This is a genomic window from Streptomyces sp. NPDC016309 (assembly GCF_043077235.1).
Classification (GTDB): domain Bacteria; phylum Actinomycetota; class Actinomycetes; order Streptomycetales; family Streptomycetaceae; genus Streptomyces.
In genome coordinates this window covers 532143-552964 of record NZ_JBIBSG010000001.1, presented here as the reverse complement: position 1 = coordinate 552964, position 20822 = coordinate 532143, and the positions used below count along the sequence as shown (strand labels likewise).

Genomic DNA, 20822 nt, shown 5'->3' with positions numbered 1-20822 from the left:
TAGACTGGGTCGTGTTGATCGAAGGTGGTTATCAGTGGTGTCCGTATATAAGGGTAAGCAGCCCAGTCTGGCCCAGCTCAGGGCGTTCGTGGCCGTGGCGGAGCACCTGCACTTCCGGGACGCGGCCGCCGCGATCGGTATGAGTCAGCCCGCCCTTTCGGGCGCGGTTTCGGCACTCGAAGAGGCACTCGGTGTCCAGTTGCTGGAGCGTACGACACGGAAGGTGCTCCTTTCCCCCGCGGGGGAACGCCTCGCGGTCCGCGCCCGTGCCGTGCTGGACGCCGTCGCGGAGCTGATGGAGGAGGCGGAGGCGGCGCACGCGCCGTTCACCGGGGTGCTGCGGCTGGGGGTGATCCCCACGGTGGCGCCCTACCTGCTGCCGACCGTGCTGCGGCTGGTCCACGAGCGGTATCCGGAGCTGGACCTCCAGGTCCACGAGGAGCAGACCTCCTCCCTGCTGGAGGGGCTGGCGGCCGGTCGGCTGGACCTGCTGCTGCTGGCCGTGCCGCTGGGCGTGCCGGGCGTCACCGAACTGCCGCTGTTCGACGAGGACTTCGTGCTGGTCACGCCCGAGGACCATTGGCTGGGCGGGCGCACCGACATCCCGCGCGACGCGCTGCGCGAGCTGCGGCTGCTGCTGCTGGACGAGGGGCACTGCCTGCGCGACCAGGCGCTGGACATCTGCCGCGAGGCGGGCCGGGAGGACGGTGCCGCGGTCACCACCACCGCGGCCGGCCTGTCCACGCTGGTCCAGCTCGTCGCGGGCGGCCTCGGCGTGACCCTGCTGCCGCGCACCGCCGTCACGGTGGAGACCGGGCGCAACGACCGCCTGGTGACGGGCTGGTTCGCCGACCCGGCCCCCTCCCGGCGCATCGCGCTGGCCATGCGCACGGGCGCGGCCCGCCAGGCCGAGTTCGAGGAGCTGGCGGGCGCCCTCCGCGGGGCGATGCGGACCCTCCCGGTCCGCGTCCTCGGCCCGGCGGCCTGACGCCCCGGGAGCGGGCCGGGCGGCACCCGGGGAGCGCCGCGCGTCACTCCGTACGCAGGCCGTCCGGGCGCATCAGGCGCCACAGGGGCGGCAGGCTCAGCAGGGTCACCGCCAGGACCAGGCCCGCGCCCACGCCCACCACGGGCAGGAACACCCACGGGTCGGCCACGCCCTTGCCGATCATCCGCAGCAGCAGCGTCCCGAGGCCGAACCCGCCCGCCACCGCCAGGGCCATGCCGAGCGCGATCGGCACGGCGGTCTGCCACAGGACCGACCAGGCGAGCGTCGAGCGCGGCGTACCGAACGCGACCAGCGTGGACAGCAGCCGCCGCCGTTCGCGCAGCCGCTCCACCGTCGACACCAGCAGGGACACGGCGACCAGAGCCATGGTGAGCGTCGCGGCGGCGAACACGCCCCGGCGGACACTGGTGAACCGCTGGTCCCGCTCCATGTCCTGGACCGTGTCCACCCGCATCAGCGGGCTGATCCGCGCGGCGGCGTTCCGGGCGTGCTCGGCGGCGTCCGGCACGGCCGGGTCCAGCCGGACCCAGGCGGTCAGGACGGGGTCGTCGAGCACCGAGGCGTCGATCGCCGAGGGCGTCGCGTAGACGCCGAACGACGTCCACCCCATCGGGTCCCGTCGCCCCTCGACCGTGCGCGCGCCCGGAGGGATGCGCCACAGCAGCGGCGGCGCCTGCCCGTCCCGCAGGTCGACGCGGGCGCCGGGCCGGGCCGTCTCCGCCAGGTAGGCGTCGTCGGGGCCGTCGCCGCCGTGGGCGCGCGCGATGAAGACGTCACCGTCCGCGCAGGAGGGCAGCCGGCCCAGTTCGCGCAGCGAGGGGCAGTCGCCGACCGTGAGGGAGGTGCTCGGGACGAAGCCCTCGCCGGCGCGCCGCGGACCCGCCCGCCACACCGAGGAGGACAGCGTGGCCGCGACACCGGTGACGCCCCGGGCCGCCGACAGTTCGCGGACGAGCGCGCGGGGCGCGCCCGGGTCGGTGGTGGCGGCCCGCAGGCTGAGCTGGGCGCGCGCCGCGTCCATGTTCGTGGGCCGCATGAAGTCGCTCTGCACGGCCCCGAACAGCATCTGGAGCGCGATCGCCCCGGCCGCCGCGACCACGATCCCGCTGACCGCCCGCGCCGCCGTACCACTGCTGAGCTGGAGCCGGCGCACGGCGAGCTGCCACGACGGCGGGCCGCCCCGCAGCCGCCGGACCACGGTCTCGACCAGCCATGGCAGCAGCGTCGTGACCCCCGTCAGCGCCAGCAGGGCCCCCGCCGCGATCGGCGCCGCGTCCAGGGTGGTCTCCGCGAAGGTGACCGGACCGGCCGCCACGAGCAGCGCGAGCCCGGCGGCGACCAGCAGCAGCCGCCACCACACCCGGCGCGGCCGGGACACCGTCCCCCGGGCCACCCCCAGCGGCTCGATCACCACCCCGCGCAGGGCCACCAGCGTCACCAGCACGGCGCACACCGGAACCACCAGCGCCACCAGCACGGCCAGGGCCGGCACGGGCGTGACGTCGGCCGGGAAGGCGTTGACGTCCCACACCGTCACCCGGCCGGCGACGTGCCGGGCGGCGGCGAACAGCCCGGCGCCGGCCAGCAGCCCCAGCAGCGCGCCGGCCAGCGCCTCACCGGCGGCGATCCGGCGGGTCATGGCGATGTCCGCGCCGACCAGCCGCAGCGCGGCCAGCCGGCGGTCGCGCCGCTCGCCGCCGAAGCGGGCCGCGGTGGCGACGAAGGCCAGGACGGGCAGCAGCAGCACCACGCACGCCACCACGATCAGCAGCAGCAGGAAGGCGCTGGAGGGCCGCTCCGCCCCGACGTTGTGGCCGAAGGCGGCCGCCCGGCCGTCGGCGGACCCCTCGGTGAGGGCCGCGCCGTGGGCGTAGTAGACCAGCTCCGCCGGGCCGACCAGCCCCGCGTCACCGATCCGGCCGGTGATCCCGTACGGCAGGCGTTCCCTCAGCAGCGCGCCCTCGGGGGAGGCGAGCAGGCGGCCGAGCGCGGGGGAGACGACCATCGCGCCGGGCCCCGGGAGGGCGCGCACCCCCGGCGGGGCCGGGGGGTGCTTTCCGTCGGGCCGCAGCAGCACCCCGCGGACGGGCCGGTCGTGGAAGAGCGTGGAGGTGGCCGCGTACAGGAAGGAGCGGTCGGAGCGGGGCGCCCCGGACTCGCCGGCGGTGAGGTCGCGGCCCTGGTGGCGGAGGTCCCGCCCCTCCAGGACGTTCGGCACGGACGCCGCGACCAGCAGCAGGGCCACACCGGCGCCCACGCCGAGGGCGGTCAGCAGGGTGCGCGCCCAGCCGGGTCGGCCGCCGGTGACGGCGAACCGGGCGCCCAGGAGCAGGTCGCGTATCACCGGGCGCCCGTCAGGTCGCGCACCCGGCCGTCCCGCAGCACGACCTCGCGGTCCGAGTAGGCCGCCACCCGCGTCTCGTGGGTGACCAGCACCACCGCGGCGCCGGTGTCCCGGGCCGCGTCGCCGAGCAGCCCCATCACGCGCTCGCCGTTGAGCGAGTCCAGGGCGCCGGTCGGCTCGTCGGCGAACACCACGCGCGGCGCGGTGACGAGCGCGCGGGCCACCGCGACGCGCTGTGCCTGGCCGCCGGAGACCTCACCGGGACGCTTCCCGGCGACGTCGGAGGCCTCCAGCCGCTCCAGCCATTCCAGGGCCGTGCGCTCGGCGGGCTTGCGGCGCCCGCCGGCCAGCCGCAGCGGCAGGGCGACGTTCTCGGCGCAGGTCAGCTCCGGGACGAGCTGCCCGAACTGGAACACGAAGCCGAAGTCGCCGCGCCGCAGCGCGCTGCGCCGGGAGTCGGACAGGGTGGTCAGCTCACGGCCGTCGTACGTGATGGTCCCGGTGTCGGGCCGGACGATGCCGGCCAGGCAGTGCAGCAGGGTCGACTTCCCCGACCCGGAGGGGCCCATGACGGCGACGATCTCGCCGGGGCGCACCGCCAGATCGACGCCGACGAGCGCCGGAGTGGGCCCGTATGCCTTGCCGACCCCCGTGGCCTCCAGCAGCGGGGTCACCGCGCCGTCCCCCCGACCGCCTCGGCGAGCTGCCCGAGCCGGGCGGCGGTCAGCTCCAGCCAGCGGAGGTCGGCCTCCAGGTGGAACAGGGCGTGGTCGCAGATGAGCTGGTCGGCGAGGTCGCCGTCCTTCTTGCGCCGGGTCAGGTCGCGCATCAGCCGGAGGTGCTCGGCGCGCTGCGTGTCGAGCAGCTCGGCGGCGCTGCGGCCGGTGAGCAGGGCGAGCACGACCTTGGTGTAGAGCGTCGACTGGAGGTACGGCTCGGGCTTCTCCGGCTGCGCCAGCCAGCGCGCGACATCGGTGACGCCCGCCTCGGTGATCGCGTACCGCTTGCGCTCGGGCCCCTCGCCGGGCTCGATCCCCTCCACCTCGACGAGCCCGTTCCGCAGCAGCCGGGACATGGTCGAGTAGACCTGCCCGTAGTGCAGCGGGCGGTCGTGGCCGAACTTCTCGTCGAAGGCGCGCTTGAGGTCGTAGCCGTGGCGCGGTCCGGACTCCAGGAGCCCCAGGAGGGTGTGACCGATGGACATGCGCCGACTATACAGCGGACGTATACACGCGATGTATAGCGCAGGTGTACGGCACGGGCCGCCCCCCGCCCCCGGCTGGGTCAGGCCGGGGGCGGGGACGGGGGTGTGGGCGGGGGCGCCTTCGGGGGCCGGCCGCGGCGGGGCAGGGGCCCGGGCGCGGCCGGCAGGCGGCCCGCCTCGGCGAGGGCCTTGCGCAGCAGGAACTCGATCTGGGAGTTGGCGCTGCGCAGCTCGTCCGACGCCCAGCGCGCCAGCGCCTCGTACACGCCCGGGTCGAGGCGCAGCAGCACCTGCTTGCGCTGGCGGCCTTCCGGCGGCGGCGTCACTGGTACAGCGTGCCCGTGTTCAGCACCGGCTGGGCCGCCCGGTCGCCGCACAGCACGACCATGAGGTTGGACACCATGGCGGCCTTGCGCTCCGGGTCCAGCTCCACGATGTCCCGCTCCTCCAGCCGGTCCAGCGCCGCCTCGACCATGCCGACCGCCCCGTCCACGATCTGCCGGCGCGCCGCCACCACGGCACCGGCCTGCTGGCGCTGGAGCATCGCGGACGCGATCTCCGGCGCGTACGCGAGGTGCGTGAACCGCGACTCGATGATGCGGACCCCGGCCGCCTCCACGCGCGCGTGCAGTTCGGCGGCCAGCTTCTCGGTGATCTCCTCGGCGTTGCCGCGCAGCGACAGCCCGTCCTCGTCGTGCGCGTCGTAGGGGTACTCGATCGCGATGTGCCGCACCGCCGCCTCCGTCTGGGTGGAGACGAACACGGGGAAGCTGTCGACCTCGAACATCGCCTGCGCGGTGTCCTCGACCTTCCAGACGACCACCGCGGCCAGCTCGATCGGGTTGCCGTAGGCGTCGTTGACCTTCAGGACGGCCGTCTCGTGGTTGCGCACCCGGGTGGAGACCTTCGCCCGCGACGTGAACGGGTTGACCCACCGCAGGCCGTCCTCCCGGATCGTCCCCCGGTACCGCCCGAAGAGCTGCACCACCCGCGCCTCGCCGGGCGCCACCATGTTCAGCCCGCCCATGGCGAGCGCCGAGCCGGCCGCCACCAGCACGCCGAGCACGATCAGGGCGACCTTCACCGCTGCCGGGCCGGCCGTCGCGCCGCCCGCCACCAGACCGACACCGGCCGCCAGGCCGGCCAGGCCCAGCAGCAGGGCGAGACCGCCGCCGATGCTGCGGGCCGCGAACTCGCGGACGCGTGGCTCCGGCATCTCGGGCAGGTCCTCGGCCAGGCCGCTGCGATCGGTCATCGTCATGTTCGTCCCCGTTCGTCGTCCATTCGGTCTAGCAAAGTGATATCACTTTAACCGCCGTGGCAACCCTTCGCGCCCCTGAGGAGTCGGTTCCCTTGTGACGGGTGCTCATTGTCACGTCCGGAAAAGACCGGATCCGTTGAGCTTTGTCAGTACCCGTGGTGTTAGTTTGCTGAGCTGATTTCCGTACACAGCAGAGCGGAGCGACGGAGCGATGGGTCGAGCGGGTGCGCGACAGGCGCGGGAACGCGGGGCGCGCGGGGCGAAGACCGAAGGCGGCGGCATACGCCGCTTCTTCACCTGGAGGAGGCTGCTGGGCACCTTCTTCACGCTCTGCCTGCTCACCATGGGCGCGTTCTACGTGATCTACCTGCTGGTCCCGGTGCCGTCGGCCAACGCCCAGGCGACGATGCAGAGCAACGTCTACCGGTACAGCAACGGCAAGATCCTCGCCCGCACCGGCGAGATCAACCGCGAGATCGTCGGCCTGGAGAAGATCCCGGACCCGGTGGAGAAGGCGTTCGTCGCGGCCGAGAACAAGAGCTTCTACCAGGACTCCGGCGTCGACTTCATGGGCACCGCCCGCGGTGTGCTCAACACCGTGACCGGCAAGGGCAAGCAGGGCGGCTCGACCATCACCCAGCAGTACGTCAAGAACTACTACCTGGACCAGGACCAGACGGTCACCCGCAAGCTCAAGGAGCTGGTGATCTCCCTCAAGGTCGACCAGAACATGAAGAAGCCGGAGATCCTCGCCGGCTACATGAACACCAGCTACTACGGCCGCGGCGCGTACGGCATCCAGGCCGCCGCCCAGGCCTACTACGGCGTCGACGCCGAGAAGCTGACCGTCTCCCAGGGCGCCTACCTCGCGGCGCTCCTCCAGGCCCCCAACCAGTACGACTGGGCCATCGCGAGCTCCACCGGCCGCAAGCTGGCCAAGGAGCGCTGGAACTACGTCCTCGACAACATGGTCGAGGAGGGCTGGCTGAGCCGCTCCGAGCGCACCGTCCAGAAGTTCCAGGTGCCGCAGGCGCCGAAGGCCGCCCCCGGCATGGAGGGCCAGACCGGCTACATCGTGGCCGCCGCCAAGCAGGAGATGATGAACCAGGGCCTCAGCGAGGAGGCCATCGACGCCGGCGGCTGGGACATCACCCTCAACATCGACGAGAAGCGGCAGAAGAAGCTCGTCAAGGCGGTCGACGAGCAGCTCGAGGACCACCTCGACCGCAAGGAGAACAAGGTCGACGCGACGGTCCAGGCCGGCGCCACCTCGGTCGACCCCAAGACGGGCAGCGTCGTCGCGCTGTACGGCGGCGTCGGCGCCACCGAGCACTGGATGTCCAACGCCACCCGCCGCGACTTCCAGCCCGCCTCCACCTTCAAGCCCCTGGTCTTCGCCTCCGCCCTGGAGAACGGCGCCGAGACCCAGGACGGCGCCGAGATCGGCCTCAACACGACCTACGACGGCACCAGCCGCCGCCCGGTCGAGGGCAGCGAGACGCCCTTCGCCCCGCAGAACGAGGACGACCGCAGCTACGGCCCGGTCACCGTCCAGGAGGCGATGAACAAGTCCATCAACTCCGTCTTCGCCCAGATGATCGTGGACGCCGAGCCCGCCGAGGTGAAGAAGACCGCGCTGTCGCTCGGCATGAAGGACGGCGACGGCTTCGTCGAGCAGCCCGCGATGTCCCTCGGCACCATGGGCGCCTCGACCTGGGACATGGCGGGGGTGTACGCCACCCTCGACAACCACGGCAAGAAGGTCACCCCGACCATCGTGAAGTCCGCCGAGCACAAGGACCGGACCTTCGAGCGCCGGATCGCGCCGGTGGGCGACCGGGTGATCAGCCGGCAGACCGCCGACACCGTCACCTCCGCCCTCACCGGCGTGGTGCGCAACGGTTCCGGCCACGAGGCGAACACCTCCGCGTACCAGGCGGCCGGCAAGACGGGCACCTCGGAGAACAACAAGTCGGCCTGGTTCGCCGGCTACACACCCGAACTGACCACCGTCGTGGCCCTCTTCGGCGAGGACGCCGACAAGGGCAGGCAGGTCACCCTGACCGGCACCGCCAACTCCGGACGCGCCAACGGCGGTGGCTTCCCCGCCCGCATCTGGGCCGACTACACGCTGGGCGCCCTGGACGGCGGCTCGGACGCCCGCTTCGACCTGGACGTCGCCGAGTCGGCGCCCTCCCTGCCGGACCCGACGGCCACGCCCACGGAGGAGCCGACCGAGACGGAGTCGCCCACCGAGGAGCCGGACGAGACCGAGTCGCCCACCGAGGACCCGGCCCCGACGCGCACGCCCTCCACCCCCACCCGCACGCCGACGGTGCCCACCCCCACGCAGACCCCCACGGGCGAGCCGACCGACGGTGGCGAGCTGGGCGGCGCCACGGGCGGTGACGACGGCGGCGGCGACCCGACCGGTGACCCGGCCGACGGCGGCACCGAGGGCGACCTCAAGCCGCCCAAGCCGTGACGCGCGGCTGACGGAGTACGACGAAGGCGGCCGGGTCCCTCGCGGAGGGAGCCCGGCCGCCTTCGTACCGTACGGGGGCCGCTCAGATCCTGGTCGGCAGCTCGAACCAGACCACCTTGCCGGTCGACAGCCGGGTCGCACCCCACCGCCGGGCCAGCCGGTTCACCAGGAACAGGCCGCGACCGCCCTCGTCGGTGTCCCGCGCCCGCCGCTGGCGCGGGAGCTGCGGGGAGTCGTCCCCGACCTCGCAGCGCAGCACGTCCGTCCGCAGCAGCCGCAGCGTCACCGGCCGCTCCGCGTACCGCACCGCGTTGGTGACCACCTCGCTCACCAGCAGCTCCACGCTGTCCGACAGCTCCTCCAGGTCCCAGCGGGCCAGCGCGCGCCGGGCCAGGCGCCGCGCCCGGCCGGGGGCCTGCTCCTCCGGCTCCAGGAACCAGTAGGCGACGTCGCTCGGCGCGATCCCGTCGAAGCGGGCGGCGAGCAGCGCGATGTCGTCGTCCCGGTCGCCGGGCCCGAGCATGTCGAGCACGTCGTCGCAGAGCGCCTCCAGCGGCGGGGAGTGGTCCGGGCCGGTCAACTGGGCGGTGGCGGCCAGCCGTTCGCGGAGCTGCTCTATGCCCGTCCACACGTCGCGCAGCCGTGACTCCACGAGCCCGTCGGTGTAGAGGAGCAGGGTCGCCCCGGCGGGGGCGTCCAGCTCGACCGCCTCGAAGTCCACGCCGCCCACGCCGATGGGCGCGCCCGGCGGGACGCGCAGCACCTCCGCCCGGCCGCCGAGGTGGAGCAGTATCGGCGGCGGGTGGCCCGCGTTGGCGATGGTGATGCGGTGCGCGACCGGGTCGTACACCGCGTACAGGCAGGTCGCCATGCGGTTCTCGCCGAGCCGCTGGGCCTGCTCGTCGAGGTGGTGCAGCACCTCCTGCGGCGGCAGGTCGAGCCCGGCGAGGGTCTGCGCGGTGGTGCGTAGCTGGCCCATGATCGCGGCGGACGTCATGGAGTGGCCCATGACGTCACCCACGACCAGGGCGACCCGGCTGCCGGGCAGCGGGATGGCGTCGTACCAGTCGCCGCCGACCCGGGCGGTCTCGGCCGCCGGGAGGTAGCGGGAGGCCAGCTTCACCCCGGTCGGCTGCGGCAGGTTCTCCGGCAGCATGGTCCGCTGGAGCTCGTCGGCGATGTACGCCTCGCGCCCGTACAGCACCGCCTTGTCGATGCCGAGCGCCGTGTGCGTCGCCAGCTGGGCGGCGACCAGCAGGTCGTTCTGCTCGAACGGCGGCCGGTCCGGGCGGCGCAGGAAGACGGCGGCGCCGATCACCCGCCGCCGGCCGCGCAGCGGCGCCAGGATCGCCCGGTGCCCGGACGGTACGCAGCGCCCGTCGCCGAGCAGTTCGGGCAGGGCGGCCCGGGCGGCCGCCGAGTCGCCGAAGACCGGGCGTACGCCACGGAGCACCTCGGCGAGCGCGCCGCCGGCCTGGACCTCGCACAGCTCGGCCGCCGGGCCGAGGTCGAGGTCGGTGTCCTGGTCGGCCGCGGAGAGGCCGAAGTCGGAGTCGTCCTCCGTTAAACGCAGCCGGTCGGTACGGCGGAGCCGGAGGACGAACGGGTCGACCGGCCGCTCGTCGCCGACCGGGAGCGGGTCGCGCAGGTAGACGAGGATGGCGTCGGAGAACGTCGGCACGGTGGCCCGGCACAGGCCCAGCACGATCTCGTCCAGGTCGATGCCGCGGGCGATCCGGCGCGTGGCCGCGCCCACGAAGCGCAGCCGGTCGCCCTCGCGCCGGGTGGCCGCCACCGGCTCCGGGCCGGTGCCCGGCACCGTCCCGCCCTGGGCGGGCAGCCCGGCGGGCGGGCCCGCGGGTCCGGCGGGCGCGCCGCCCTGGCCGGCCGCCGGTACGCGTCCGTCCGGTCCGGCGCCCGGGCCCGCCCCGGATCCCGCGCCCGGCGCCGCACCGGGACCCGCGCCCGGCGCCGCACCGGGACCCACGGCCTGGGCGGCGGCCCCCGCGGTGTGCCCGGGGGTGCCGGTGCCGTGCCCGGGGGCGCCCGCCGCGTGCCGGGCCATGCCGGTGCCGGGCGCGCCGTGGCCCGGGGCCCCTCCGGTGTGCCCGGACGGTCCGCGTCCCGGTCCGCCGTGGCCGGCCGGTGCGGGCCCGGCGGGTGCGGCGGCTATCGGGGACGACGGGACCGGGGCGGTACCCGCGCGGGGCGCGGACACGGGCGGCGCGGCGGGGGACGGAGGCGTCTCCTGCCGCGGCCGGGTGCGTTCCTGCGGCCGGGCAGCCAGCGGCTGTCGGCCTTCGTGGGAGGTGGGATGCTCCGTCACGCGTGGGGTTCCGTCCGTCCGGGCCGGTAGTGCGATGAGATCGCTCTGTCAGGCGCTATACCCGCTCTGAGGGCGGCGTCGACAAGGGGGGACGTATCCGGGCACGGATCAGGCACGGCTCCACCCCCTCACTGGATGACTTACGGTCAGTTCCTGTTCTCTGCTCAGTCGTTACTGCTCCGCGAATGTGCGGAGGACGATCCTACGTTTGCACCCCAGGGGCGCATCAAGGGTCTCACGGAGCCGTGTGCGCCGGGGTGCGATCCCAGTCGGCGGGCAATTCCGGAACCGTCCAGTCCGGGTTCGGGCGCCAATCCTCCCAGCCGTCCGCGAACGGCGTGCCCCAGGCGCGGATCACCTCGACCGCCGCCCGCCCGGCCGCCCGCACCCGCCGGGCCTGCGCCGGGCCCATCAGGCCGCTCCGCTGCGCCTGGGCGAACTCGTCCTCGTCGCGCCACAGCCAACTACGATCGGGGTACACCGAGATGTCCAGGTAGTGGTCCTCGGAGTCCACGCCGTCCGCCCATCGGGTGCGTGGTTCCTCCAGGTTGACGTACCAGCTCCGGAAGTGCCATCCGTGGTCCCAGAACAGCCACACCGACCACGGCTCGTCCGGCCGGGCCAGCTTCAGCACCCCGGCGCCCTCCCAGCGGGTGCGCGCCGTGGTGCGCGGCGCGGTGTACCGGGTGGCGAGCGGCTCCTCGTGGACGGGGCTGCCGTCGGCGAGCACCGGCTTGACGCACTCGGTGCCCGGTGCCATCCACACGGCGAGCAGGTCGTCGGTGTCCTGGACGACGGTCACGGGCCGGCAGATGTGGATGTGCCCGTCCCCGTTGTCGCGGTAGCGCCACAGGATCCGCGCACCCGGTGCCCAGCGCGCGTCGCCGGAGCGCGCCCCTCTCCCTGTCGTCGTCTCGGCTGTCATGCGCAGATCCTAGAGGGGCGCCGCCGGCCCCGCCGCGATCCGGATCACGGCCGGGGGGCCCGGCGGCCGGTCGGCCCGGCCGGCCGGGGCGCGGCCGGGGCGCGGCCGGGGCGCGGTCAGGGCCGGGTCATCCGCAGGACGTCGAGCGCCTCGTCGAGCTGCTGGAGCGTCAGGTCGCCGCGCTCCACGTATCCCGACGCGATGACGACCTCGCGGATCGTCCGGCGTTCGGCGAGGGCCTTCTTGGCGACCTTCGCCGCCTCCTCGTATCCGATGTACTTGTTGAGCGGGGTCACCACCGACGGGGACGACTCGGCGTACTCGCGCGCCCGCTCGGCGTTGGCGGTGACGCCGTCGACGGTACGGTCCGCCAGCAGGCGCGCGGCGTTGGCCAGCAGCCGGATCGACTCCAGCAGGTTCTTGGCGATGACCGGCAGCATGACGTTCAGCTCGAAGTTCCCGGCCGCGCCGGCCGCCGCGACCGTGGCGTCGTTGCCCGTCACCTGGGCGGCCACCATCAGGACCGCCTCCGGGATCACCGGATTGACCTTCCCGGGCATGATCGACGAGCCGGGCTGGAGGTCGGGCAGGTTGATCTCCGCGAGACCGGTGCGGGGCCCGGACGCCATCCACCGCAGGTCGTTGCAGATCTTGGTGAGCGAGACCGCGATCGTACGGAGCTGTCCCGACGTCTCCACGAGCCCGTCGCGCGCGCCCTGCGCCTCGAAGTGGTCGCGGGCCTCGGTCAGCGGCAGCCCGGTCGCGGCGGCGACCTCGGCGATGACGGCGGCGGAGAAACCGGGCGGCGTGTTGATGCCGGTGCCGACCGCCGTACCGCCCAGCGGCAGCTCGGCCAGGCGGGGCAGCGAGGCGCGCAGCCGCTCGACCCCGTACCGGACCTGGGCGGCGTAACCGCCGAACTCCTGTCCGAGGGTGACCGGGGTCGCGTCCATCAGGTGCGTACGCCCGGACTTGACGACGTCGGCGAACTCGGCCGATTTCCGCTCCAGCGCGCCCGCCAGGTGCTCCAGCGCCGGGATCAGGTCCCTGGTCACGGCGGCGGTGGCGGCGATGTGGATGGAGGAGGGGAAGACGTCGTTGGACGACTGGGACGCGTTGACGTGGTCGTTGGGGTGGACGGCGTCCGGCCGGCCGAGGCGCTCACCGGCGAGGGTGGCCAGCACCTCGTTGGTGTTCATGTTGGACGACGTGCCCGAACCGGTCTGGAAGACGTCCACGGGGAAGTGCTCGTCCCAGCGGCCCTCGGCCACCTCGGCGGCGGCCGCGACGATGGCCCCGGCGACCTTCTCGTCCAGGACGCCCAGCTCCGCGTTCACCTTCGCGGCGGCGGCCTTGATGCGGGCCAGCGCCTCGATGTGCGCGCGCTCCAGGCGCTGCCCGGAAACGGGGAAGTTCTCCACCGCCCGCTGCGTCTGGGCACGCCACTTGGCGTGCGCGGGGACGCGGATCTCACCCATGGAGTCGTGTTCGATCCGGTGGTCCTGCTGGTCGTCACTCATCACGTCAACCTCCTGTGAAAGTTGAGCACTTGTCTGGTTCTGCGTATTCCCAAGCTCCGTACCGGCCAGTAAAAACCGTGGGTAACCCCACTTCCAGGAGGCGCAATGACGCGCACCGGTACCAGAGCCGGGTTCGGACTCCGATGCACGGTCGCGGCCGCGGCCGCGTTCGCCGCCGCTCTCGGCGGGACGACCGCGGCGACCGCGGCGGACGCGGTGCCGGCGGCGGACGCGGCGACCGCTCCCCGTACCACCGCATCCGTACCACTGTCGCCCGAGCTGGAGGCGATCCGCGCCGCCGAGGCCACCAAGCTGTACGGCAGTCCCGCCGAACGGCCGCTCGCCGACCGGAAGACCGGACTGGTCTCGCTCGGCGACAGCGAGATATCCGGCGAGGGCGTCGGCACCTACGAGCCCCCGACCAACGGCCCCGACAACTGGTGCCACCGCTCGCCCGGCGCGGCCATCCACCGCACCGGAATCCCCGCCGACGTCACCTACAACGTCTCCTGCTCCGGCGCCGCCACGCCCAACATCCGCATCGGCGGCGGCAAGCAGTACGCCGACGAACTCGTCCAGAGCGACAATCTCGCCATCAAGGCCAGGAACACCCGCGTCAAGATGGTGCTCCTGGTGGCCGGCGCCAACGACGACCTCCAGTTCGGTCCCGTGATGACCGACTGCGTCACCCGCTACCTCACCCTCCAGGGCCCGTGCGAGCCCAAGTACGCCCCCGGGTGGCAGGCCCGCGTCGACGCCCTCGTCCCCAAGGTCGAGCAGACGATCCGGGACCTGCGCACCGTGATGCGCGACGCCGGGTACGCCGACGGCGACTACAAGCTCGTCGTCATGGGCTACCCCAGCCCCATCGGCCCCGACTTCCGCGACAACCCCGGCTTCCCCGGCAAGCTCGCCTGCGGCGGCCTCGGGTACGACTCCGACACCGTCTGGGGCCGCGACACCGCCGTACCCGCCTTCGAGCGCGGCATGCGGCGCGCCGCCGCGAACACCGGGGCGTTCTTCCTGGACAACTCACGGCTCTTCCACGGGCACGAGGTGTGCATGGAGGACACCTGGGCCCGCGGCCTCTACATCGACCTGTCCAAGCCCGGGCTGCCGGACGAGAACTCCGTGCGGCAGTCCTTCCACCCCAACGCGGCCGGTCACGCCGCCTTCGCCTCCTGCCTGACCCAGTTCTACGCGGCGGGCGTCCGTGAGGCCGGCTGCGCCGACCCCGCGTCGACCGGCAAGCCCGTCCTGGTGCCGGGGGCGTGGGACGACGGGTTCGTCCCGCTGCGGGGCGAGGCCACCGGCACCTGCGTCGACGTCACCGGGGCGGTCACCCGCAACGGCACGGCGGTCGGCGGCTGGGACTGCCACGGGGGCCGCAACCAGGACTGGTGGTACGACCCGGCGCGCGGGTCCGTCCACACGGCGCTGACCCACGACCGGTGCCTGGACGTCCCCGGCGCCGTGTACCAGGCGGGCAGGGCGCTGGTCCTGTGGAACTGCTCGGGCGCGGCCAATCAGCGCTTCGTCCGCGAGGGCGCGACCCTGCGCCCGGCGGCGGCGCCGTCCCTGTGTCTCACCCTCGCCGCGCCCCGGGACCCGCTGCGGCTCCAGGCGTGCGACGGGACGGCGAAGCAGCGGTTCGTCTAGCCCGGACACGCGGACGGGCCCGGCCACCGTGCTGGTGGCCGGGCCCGTACCCGTACCCGTACGCACGCGCACGCGTGCCCGGACCCGACCGGACCCGGGGACCGCGCTACGCGAGGCCGGGACCGCGCACCGGGATGGTCGTGAACGTCGGGGCGGGCGCCGGGTCCTGGAAGAAGTCGTTGCCCTTGTCGTCGACCACGATGAACGCCGGGAAGTCCTCGACCTCGATCTTCCAGACCGCCTCCATGCCGAGCTCCTCGTACTCGACGACCTCGACCTTCTTGATGCAGTCCTGGGCGAGGCGGGCCGCCGGGCCGCCGATCGAGCCCAGGTAGAAGCCGCCGTGCGTGCCGCACGCGTCGGTGACCTTCTGGGAGCGGTTGCCCTTGGCCAGCATGACCTTGGAGCCGCCCGCCGCCTGGAACTGCTCCACGTAGGAGTCCATGCGGCCGGCCGTCGTCGGGCCGAAGGAACCGGAGGCGTAGCCCTCCGGGGTCTTGGCGGGACCGGCGTAGTACACCGGGTGGTCCTTCAGGTACTGCGGCATCTCCTCGCCCGCGTCCAGCCGCTCCTTGATCTTGGCGTGCGCGATGTCGCGCGCCACGACCAGCGGACCGGTCAGCGACAGCCGGGTCTTGACCGGGTACTTGGTCAGCTCGGCGAGGATGTCGTCCATCGGCTGGTTGAGGTCGATCTCGACGACGTCCCCGGACTCGTCCAGGTGCTCGTCGGTGGTGTCCGGCAGGAAGCGCGCCGGGTCGGTCTCCAGCTGCTCCAGGAAGACGCCCTCCGCGGTGATCTTCGCGACGGCCTGGCGGTCGGCCGAGCAGGAGACGGCGATGGCGACCGGGCAGGACGCGCCGTGCCGGGGCAGGCGGACCACGCGGACGTCGTGGCAGAAGTACTTGCCGCCGAACTGCGCGCCGATGCCGATCTTCTGCGTCAGCTCGAAGACCTTCTCCTCCAGCTCCTTGTCACGGAAGCCGTGGCCGAGGACCGAGCCCTCCTCCGGCAGCTCGTCCAGGTAGTGCGCGGAGGCGTACTTCGCGGTCTTCAGCGCGAACTCGGCGGAGGTGCCGCCGACGACGATCGCCAGGTGGTACGGCGGGCAGGCGGCCGTACCGAGGGAGCGGATCTTCTCCTCCAGGAACGTCATCATGGACGCCTCGTTGAGGACCGCCTTGGTCTCCTGGTACAGGAACGACTTGTTGGCCGAGCCGCCGCCCTTCGCCATGAACAGGAACTTGTACGCGCCGCCGTCGGTCGCGTACAGCTCGATCTGCGCGGGGAGGTTGGAGCCGGTGTTCTTCTCCTCCCACATGGTGAGCGGAGCCATCTGCGAGTAGCGCAGGTTGAGGTTCTTGTACGCGTCGTAGACGCCGCGCGACAGCGCCTTCTCGTCCTCGCCCGCGGTCAGGACGTTCTGCCCGCGCTTGCCCATGACGATCGCCGTACCGGTGTCCTGGCACATGGGCAGGACGCCGGCGGCCGCGATGTTGGCGTTCTTGAGCAGGTCGAGCGCGACGAACTTGTCGTTGCTCGACGCCTCCGGGTCGTCGATGATCTTGCGGAGCTGCGCGAGGTGCGCCGGGCGGAGGTAGTGCTGGATGTCGTGGATCGCCTCCTCGGCGAGCTTGCGCAGCGCCTCGGGCTCGACCTTGAGGAACGTACGGCCGTCGGCCTCGAAGGTGGAGACACCCTCGGCGGTCACCAGCCGGTAGGGCGTGGTGTCCTCTCCCAGCGGGAGCAGATCGGAGTACTGAAACTCTGGCATTGCGGCCATTCCTCACTCGGCAGACGGCGACGCGGCCTCCGTTGGCAGCGCGCCCACAAGCGTAGAACGCCCCGGGGCGCCCGGACCTGTGAGGTAAGGCTCAGTTCCGGGCGCGGACCCCTAGTCGCGATGTATCGCGTTTCGCTAGGCTGGGTCCGTGGACCTCGAGAAGCAGCCCCAGAAGCCGGCCGCGCCCGCCGCACCGGCCACCCCGGCCGAGCCCGCCGAGCCCGCACTCCGCGCCTCGGACGCCGACCGGGACCGGATCGCGGACATCCTGCGGGAGGCCCTGGCCGAGGGCCGGCTCGACGCGGAGGAGCACGCCGAGCGCGTCGACGCCGTGTACCGCGCCAAGACGGTCGGGGAGCTCCAGCCCCTGGTCCGGGACCTGCCGGCCGCCCGCCCCGCGCCGGAGGCGCCGGCCCGGGAGGCGTACGCGTACGACGGCGACGGCCCGGCGGTGCCGGCCGACAGGCTGGTCGCCGTCCTCTCCAGCACCACGCGCCGGGGGCGCTGGCGCGTCGGGCGGCGGACCACCGCGTTCGCCCTCTTCGGCAGCGTCGAGATCGACCTCAGCGAGGCGGTCTTCACCCAGCGCCTGACCACGATCGACGCCGTCTCCGTCTTCGGCAGCGTCGAGGTCCGTGTCCCCGAGAACGTCACGCTGCGGGGTGGCGGCACCGGAGTCCTCGGCAACTTCGAGGTGGCCGGGCTGGAGGCCGGCGACCCCGAGGCGCCGGTCGTCGTGATCAACGGGTACGCGGTCCTGGGCAACGTGGAGGCGCGGCCCCGGCGCGGTGCGTTCCTCGCCGACCTGCACCACAAACTCCGTAAGCACATGGGGGGTTGAGCCGCGCGGCCGGTTCGCGGCGGTGGGAATCCCGCCACTCGGAACGGAGCGCCACGCAGTGCATAGGCGCGCGCACAGCGGGTAGGGCTTGCTGCATCGTCTCTCGCTCGCGAAGCCGTCGTCAGGAGTAGACCGTGCTGCAACTGCCGCCCCAGCCCCTCCAGGTCGCCGCCGCCTCCTCCTCCCAGCGTCTTCCGGCGCGGGAGGACCAGGCCGGTCCGTGGCACTCGGAGGCGGTGTGCCGCCGGGACGAAGCAGGCCTGTTCTTCGCCCCTTCCAAGGAGCCGACGGCCGCCCGGCTGGCGCGTGAGGAGGCCGCGAAGCGGGTCTGCGCCCGCTGCCCGGTCATGGTCGAGTGCAGGGAGCACGCGCTGCTCCAGCCCGAGCCGTACGGCGTCTGGGGCGGCCTGACGGCGGCCGAGCGGCGCGTGGTGCTGGCCCGCCGCCGGCGCCGCGAGGTGGAGCTGAAGAAGGCCGCCTCGACCGGCCCCCGTATCGCCGCCGCCGGCTGACGCCGCGGTCCGGGCCCGGCACCGGGAGGCCCGGCACCCGCCGCCGGGCGTCCCGCCGTGGCGGCGGCGCGAACGGAGAGGGGCGCTTCCCCCGCACAGGGGAGCGCCCCGTTTTTCCGTTGCCCGCGCGGACCGCCCGGACTGCTTCGCGCCGCGCGGACTACTTCGCGCGGTCGAAGTCGATCTGGCTGTACGCGCGCAGCTTGGACAGCCGGTGCGTCGAGTCGATCTGCCGGATCGTGCCCGACTTCGAGCGCATGACCAGCGACGACGTGGTCGCCGTCTCCGCGCGGTAGCGCACGCCGCGCAGCAGCTCGCCGTCCGTGATGCCGGTCGCGACGAAGAACACGTTGTCCCCGCTGACCAGGTCGTTGGTGGACAGCACACGGTCCAGGTCGTGACCCGCGTCGAGGGCGCGCTGCCGCTCCTCGTCGTCCTTGGGCCACAGCTTGCCCTGGATCACACCGCCCAGGCACTTGATCGCACAGGCGCTGATGATGCCCTCGGGCGTACCGCCGATGCCCATCAGCAGGTCCACGCCCGTTCCCTCGCGCACCGCCATGATCGAACCGGCCACGTCGCCGTCCGAGATGAACTTGATGCGCGCGCCGGTCTCGCGGATCTCCTTGACGATGCCCTCGTGGCGCGGGCGGTCCAGGATGACGACCGTGACGTCCTCGGGGGAGGAGTGCTTCGCCTTGGCGACCCGGCGGATGTTCACGGACACCGGGGCGTTGATGTCGACGTAGTCGGCGGCCTCCGGGCCGGTGACGAGCTTGTCCATGTAGAAGACCGCGGACGGGTCGAACATGGTGCCGCGGTCGGCGGCCGCCAGCACGGCGATCGCGTTCGGCATGCCCTTCGCGGTGAGCGTGGTGCCGTCGATCGGGTCCACGGCGATGTCGCACTCGGCGCCGGTCCCGTCGCCGACGCGCTCGCCGTTGAACAGCATCGGGGCTTCGTCCTTCTCGCCCTCACCGATCACGACGACACCGTTCATCGACACGGTGGAGACCAGGGTCCGCATGGCCCGTACCGCCGCGCCGTCGGCGCCGTTCTTGTCGCCCCGGCCCACCCAGCGGCCGGCGGCCATGGCGGCGGCCTCGGTCACCCGGACCAGCTCGAGGGCCAGGTTGCGGTCCGGAGCCTCGGGCGAGACCTCGAGCTCGGACGGCAGATGATTGTCGGTCATCGGAACGCACCTTTCTGTACGGCGACGGCCGCAAGGGAGAAGAGGGTGCTGCGACTCTATCGGTAGGTCGACATATTGAGCAGAGGGGCCCACGTATGAGCAGGCCACCCTGATGCGACCATAGGGGGCGTGGCAGGTATGCGTGGCAAGCAGACAGTGCGCGGGATGTTCCAGTCGATGGCGGTCATCCTCGCCGCCGGGGGCGTGATGTACCTCTTCATCCCCCACGACGACAAGGCGGACCCGATCAAGCCGGTCGACTACCGGATCGAGCTGGTGACGGCCCAGCGCGCGGCGCCGTACCCGGTGCTGGCGCCCGAGGGGCTGGGCGGGGACTGGACGCCGACCTCGGTGGCGTACGACCGCGAGGACGGCGACGCCTGGCACCTCGGCTTCCTGACGCCCGACCGGCAGTACGTGGCGGTCGAGCAGTCGACGGCCGGTGCGGAGAAGTACATCGCCGAGGTGACCCACGAGGCGCGCGACACGGGCCGGACGCAGACGGTGGCGGGCCGGGTCTGGCAGCGCTGGGAGGGCCCGAAGTACGACGCGCTGGTGCTGCGCGACAAGGGCGTCACGACCGTGGTGACCGGCACGGCGGCCCCGGAGCAGCTCGCCCGGGTGGCGACGGCGCTCCGGCCGGCGGAGAAGGCCCCGGCGGAGAAGGCGTAGGGGGCGTACGGCGACGGCCCCGGGCACCAGGGGGGATGGTGCGCGGGGCCGTCGGTCCGTGGGCCGCCGTCCGCGATGACACGGCGGTGGTGCGGCCGGAGGCGATGCCTCCGGGGGCCTGATCTCAGACGGTGGTGATGACCTCGTCGTACGCCAGTCGCGGACTGCGCGGGAACGAGGCGCCCTCGCCCGGCTTGCCGATGTTGACGATCATCAGCGGGGTGTGGTCGTCGTCCAGGAACTCCTTCTGCACGCCCGCGAAGTCGAAGCCCGTCATCGGGCCGGCGGCGAGACCGGCGGCGCGCACGCCGACGATGAAGTACGCGGCCTGGAGCGCGGCGTTCAGACCGGCGGCCTGCTCACGGGCCGGGCGCTCCGAGAAGAACACGTCCTTCGCCTGCGGGAAGTGCGGGAACAGGTTCGGGAGCTCCTCGTGGAACTCGTTGTCCGCGGCGAGGATCGCGACGAGGGGGGCCGACGCGGTCTTGGGCTGGTTGCCCTCCGCCATGAGCGGGACCAGGCGCTCGCGGGCCTCGGCGGAGCGGACGAGGACGATGCGCAGCGGCGACTGGTTGAAGGCCGTGGGCCCGAACTTGACCAGGTCGTAGATCGCCTGGACCTGCTCCTCGGTGACCGGCTCGTCGGTGAAGGTGTTCGCGGTACGGGCCTCGCGGAAGAGGAGGTCCTGGGCGGCGGGGTCGAGAACGAGGGACATGCGGCGTGCCTTTCGGAGGAGCAAAGGATCAAGCGATGCGCACCACCGTACGCCCGAGATAGGTTAAGTTTCAACTAAACGGGTCGGCGGAGGGGCATGACGTCTCTCACACGCCGCTTCCGGAGGCTCACTCCTCCTGCTCGGCCGCCCGCTCCCCGTCCTCCTCCCCGGCCAGCGCCGCGTCGAGCCGGGCCCGCGCCCCCTCCAGCCAGCGGCGGCACACCTTGGCCAGCTCCTCGCCCCGCTCCCACAGGGCGAGCGACTCCTCCAGCGTCGTGCCGCCCGCCTCCAGCCGGCGCACGACCTCGATCAACTCGTCGCGCGCCTGCTCGTACCCGATCGCCGTTTCCGTCGTGTTGGCTGCCATGCGCACC

General features: G+C 73.1%; 18 protein-coding genes. 6 read left to right on the top strand and 12 right to left on the bottom strand.

Features of this window, described 5'->3' with window-relative positions; all coding sequences use genetic code 11:
* Positions 1–37: 37 nt before the first annotated feature.
* Positions 38–988 (top strand): hydrogen peroxide-inducible genes activator, encoded by a 951-nt coding sequence (locus ACF068_RS02450; protein WP_392272280.1) that lies wholly within the window; start codon positions 38–40, stop codon positions 986–988.
* Between the two features lie 43 nt (positions 989–1031).
* On the opposite strand, the gene ACF068_RS02445 is transcribed toward ACF068_RS02450, so the two are convergent.
* The 5 genes from ACF068_RS02445 to ACF068_RS02425 form a co-directional block, all read right to left on the bottom strand.
* The gene (locus tag ACF068_RS02445; RefSeq protein ID WP_392272279.1) at positions 1032–3353 is read right to left on the bottom strand and encodes an FtsX-like permease family protein; all 2322 of its coding nucleotides are present in this window, start codon (positions 3351–3353) and stop codon (positions 1032–1034) included.
* Positions 3350–4027 carry an ABC transporter ATP-binding protein gene (locus ACF068_RS02440; protein WP_392272278.1) on the bottom strand — a complete coding sequence of 226 codons (678 nt, stop codon included), beginning with the start codon at positions 4025–4027 and terminating at the stop codon, positions 3350–3352. The genes ACF068_RS02445 and ACF068_RS02440 overlap by 4 nt, the downstream gene beginning before the upstream one ends.
* Positions 4024–4557, bottom strand: a complete 534-nt coding sequence (locus ACF068_RS02435) for a PadR family transcriptional regulator (RefSeq protein ID WP_392272277.1) — start codon at positions 4555–4557, stop codon at positions 4024–4026. Before ACF068_RS02435 ends, ACF068_RS02440 begins: the two co-directional genes overlap by 4 nt.
* Positions 4558–4637: 80 nt before the next feature.
* The gene (locus ACF068_RS02430; protein ID WP_392272276.1) at positions 4638–4883 is read right to left on the bottom strand and encodes a hypothetical protein; all 246 of its coding nucleotides are present in this window, start codon (positions 4881–4883) and stop codon (positions 4638–4640) included.
* A complete protein-coding gene (locus tag ACF068_RS02425) occupies positions 4880–5812 on the bottom strand; it encodes an SPFH domain-containing protein (RefSeq protein ID WP_392272678.1) in 933 nt (310 codons plus the stop codon). Before ACF068_RS02425 ends, ACF068_RS02430 begins: the two co-directional genes overlap by 4 nt.
* A gap of 217 nt (positions 5813–6029) precedes the next feature.
* Between ACF068_RS02425 and ACF068_RS02420 the strand changes: the two genes are divergently transcribed.
* Positions 6030–8303 (top strand): transglycosylase domain-containing protein, encoded by a 2274-nt coding sequence (locus ACF068_RS02420; RefSeq protein WP_392272275.1) that lies wholly within the window; start codon positions 6030–6032, stop codon positions 8301–8303.
* Between the two features lie 82 nt (positions 8304–8385).
* On the opposite strand, the gene ACF068_RS02415 is transcribed toward ACF068_RS02420, so the two are convergent.
* The 3 genes from ACF068_RS02415 to ACF068_RS02405 all read right to left on the bottom strand — a co-directional run bounded on the left by ACF068_RS02415 (position 8386) and on the right by ACF068_RS02405 (position 13074).
* On the bottom strand, positions 8386–10590 hold the full coding sequence (locus tag ACF068_RS02415; protein WP_392272677.1) for a SpoIIE family protein phosphatase: 2205 nt from the start codon (positions 10588–10590) through the stop codon (positions 8386–8388).
* A 274-nt stretch (positions 10591–10864) separates the two neighbouring features.
* A complete protein-coding gene (locus ACF068_RS02410) occupies positions 10865–11554 on the bottom strand; it encodes a DUF402 domain-containing protein (RefSeq protein ID WP_392272274.1) in 690 nt (229 codons plus the stop codon).
* A gap of 116 nt (positions 11555–11670) precedes the next feature.
* Positions 11671–13074: a class II fumarate hydratase gene (locus ACF068_RS02405; protein WP_392272273.1), complete on the bottom strand. Its 1404-nt coding sequence runs from the start codon at positions 13072–13074 to the stop codon at positions 11671–11673.
* A gap of 105 nt (positions 13075–13179) precedes the next feature.
* On the opposite strand from ACF068_RS02405, the gene ACF068_RS02400 reads away from it, so the two are divergent.
* Complete coding sequence (locus tag ACF068_RS02400) at positions 13180–14733, top strand: ricin-type beta-trefoil lectin domain protein (protein ID WP_392272272.1); 1554 nt, start codon at positions 13180–13182, stop codon at positions 14731–14733.
* A 106-nt stretch (positions 14734–14839) separates the two neighbouring features.
* On the opposite strand, the gene ACF068_RS02395 is transcribed toward ACF068_RS02400, so the two are convergent.
* The gene (locus tag ACF068_RS02395; protein ID WP_392272271.1) at positions 14840–16507 is read right to left on the bottom strand and encodes a fumarate hydratase; all 1668 of its coding nucleotides are present in this window, start codon (positions 16505–16507) and stop codon (positions 14840–14842) included.
* A gap of 157 nt (positions 16508–16664) precedes the next feature.
* Here ACF068_RS02395 and ACF068_RS02390 point away from each other — a divergent pair, with 157 nt between their 5' ends.
* Positions 16665–17357, top strand: a complete 693-nt coding sequence (locus ACF068_RS02390; RefSeq protein WP_392272270.1) for a DUF1707 domain-containing protein — start codon at positions 16665–16667, stop codon at positions 17355–17357.
* A gap of 134 nt (positions 17358–17491) precedes the next feature.
* On the top strand, positions 17492–17869 hold the full coding sequence (locus ACF068_RS02385; RefSeq protein ID WP_392272269.1) for a WhiB family transcriptional regulator: 378 nt from the start codon (positions 17492–17494) through the stop codon (positions 17867–17869).
* Positions 17870–18029: 160 nt separating this feature from the next.
* On the opposite strand, the gene glpX is transcribed toward ACF068_RS02385, so the two are convergent.
* Positions 18030–19061: a class II fructose-bisphosphatase gene (gene glpX, locus ACF068_RS02380; RefSeq protein WP_064068324.1), complete on the bottom strand. Its 1032-nt coding sequence runs from the start codon at positions 19059–19061 to the stop codon at positions 18030–18032.
* A gap of 129 nt (positions 19062–19190) precedes the next feature.
* On the opposite strand from glpX, the gene ACF068_RS02375 reads away from it, so the two are divergent.
* Positions 19191–19733 carry a DUF4245 domain-containing protein gene (locus tag ACF068_RS02375; RefSeq protein WP_392272268.1) on the top strand — a complete coding sequence of 181 codons (543 nt, stop codon included), beginning with the start codon at positions 19191–19193 and terminating at the stop codon, positions 19731–19733.
* Positions 19734–19857: 124 nt separating this feature from the next.
* On the opposite strand, the gene ACF068_RS02370 is transcribed toward ACF068_RS02375, so the two are convergent.
* On the bottom strand, positions 19858–20448 hold the full coding sequence (locus ACF068_RS02370) for a malonic semialdehyde reductase (RefSeq protein ID WP_392272267.1): 591 nt from the start codon (positions 20446–20448) through the stop codon (positions 19858–19860).
* 127 nt (positions 20449–20575) lie between these two features.
* Entirely contained in the window at positions 20576–20815 is a 240-nt protein-coding gene (locus tag ACF068_RS02365; protein WP_392272266.1) for an exodeoxyribonuclease VII small subunit, read from the bottom strand.
* Between the last annotated feature and the right edge of the window lie 7 nt (positions 20816–20822).

Bases quoted from the DNA above. Each gene is read 5' to 3' on its own strand.
- ACF068_RS02370 (WP_392272267.1), bottom strand. From the start codon at position 20,448: ATGTCCCTCGTTCTCGACCCCGCCGCCCAGGACCTCCTCTTCCGCGAG.
- ACF068_RS02420 (WP_392272275.1), top strand. From the start codon at position 6,030: ATGGGTCGAGCGGGTGCGCGACAGGCGCGGGAACGCGGGGCGCGCGGG.
- ACF068_RS02405 (WP_392272273.1), bottom strand. From the start codon at position 13,074: ATGAGTGACGACCAGCAGGACCACCGGATCGAACACGACTCCATGGGT.
- ACF068_RS02395 (WP_392272271.1), bottom strand. From the start codon at position 16,507: ATGCCAGAGTTTCAGTACTCCGATCTGCTCCCGCTGGGAGAGGACACC.
- ACF068_RS02365 (WP_392272266.1), bottom strand. From the start codon at position 20,815: ATGGCAGCCAACACGACGGAAACGGCGATCGGGTACGAGCAGGCGCGC.
- ACF068_RS02400 (WP_392272272.1), top strand. From the start codon at position 13,180: ATGACGCGCACCGGTACCAGAGCCGGGTTCGGACTCCGATGCACGGTC.
- ACF068_RS02425 (WP_392272678.1), bottom strand. From the start codon at position 5,812: ATGACCGATCGCAGCGGCCTGGCCGAGGACCTGCCCGAGATGCCGGAG.
- glpX (WP_064068324.1), bottom strand. From the start codon at position 19,061: ATGACCGACAATCATCTGCCGTCCGAGCTCGAGGTCTCGCCCGAGGCT.
- ACF068_RS02435 (WP_392272277.1), bottom strand. From the start codon at position 4,557: ATGTCCATCGGTCACACCCTCCTGGGGCTCCTGGAGTCCGGACCGCGC.
- ACF068_RS02410 (WP_392272274.1), bottom strand. From the start codon at position 11,554: ATGACAGCCGAGACGACGACAGGGAGAGGGGCGCGCTCCGGCGACGCG.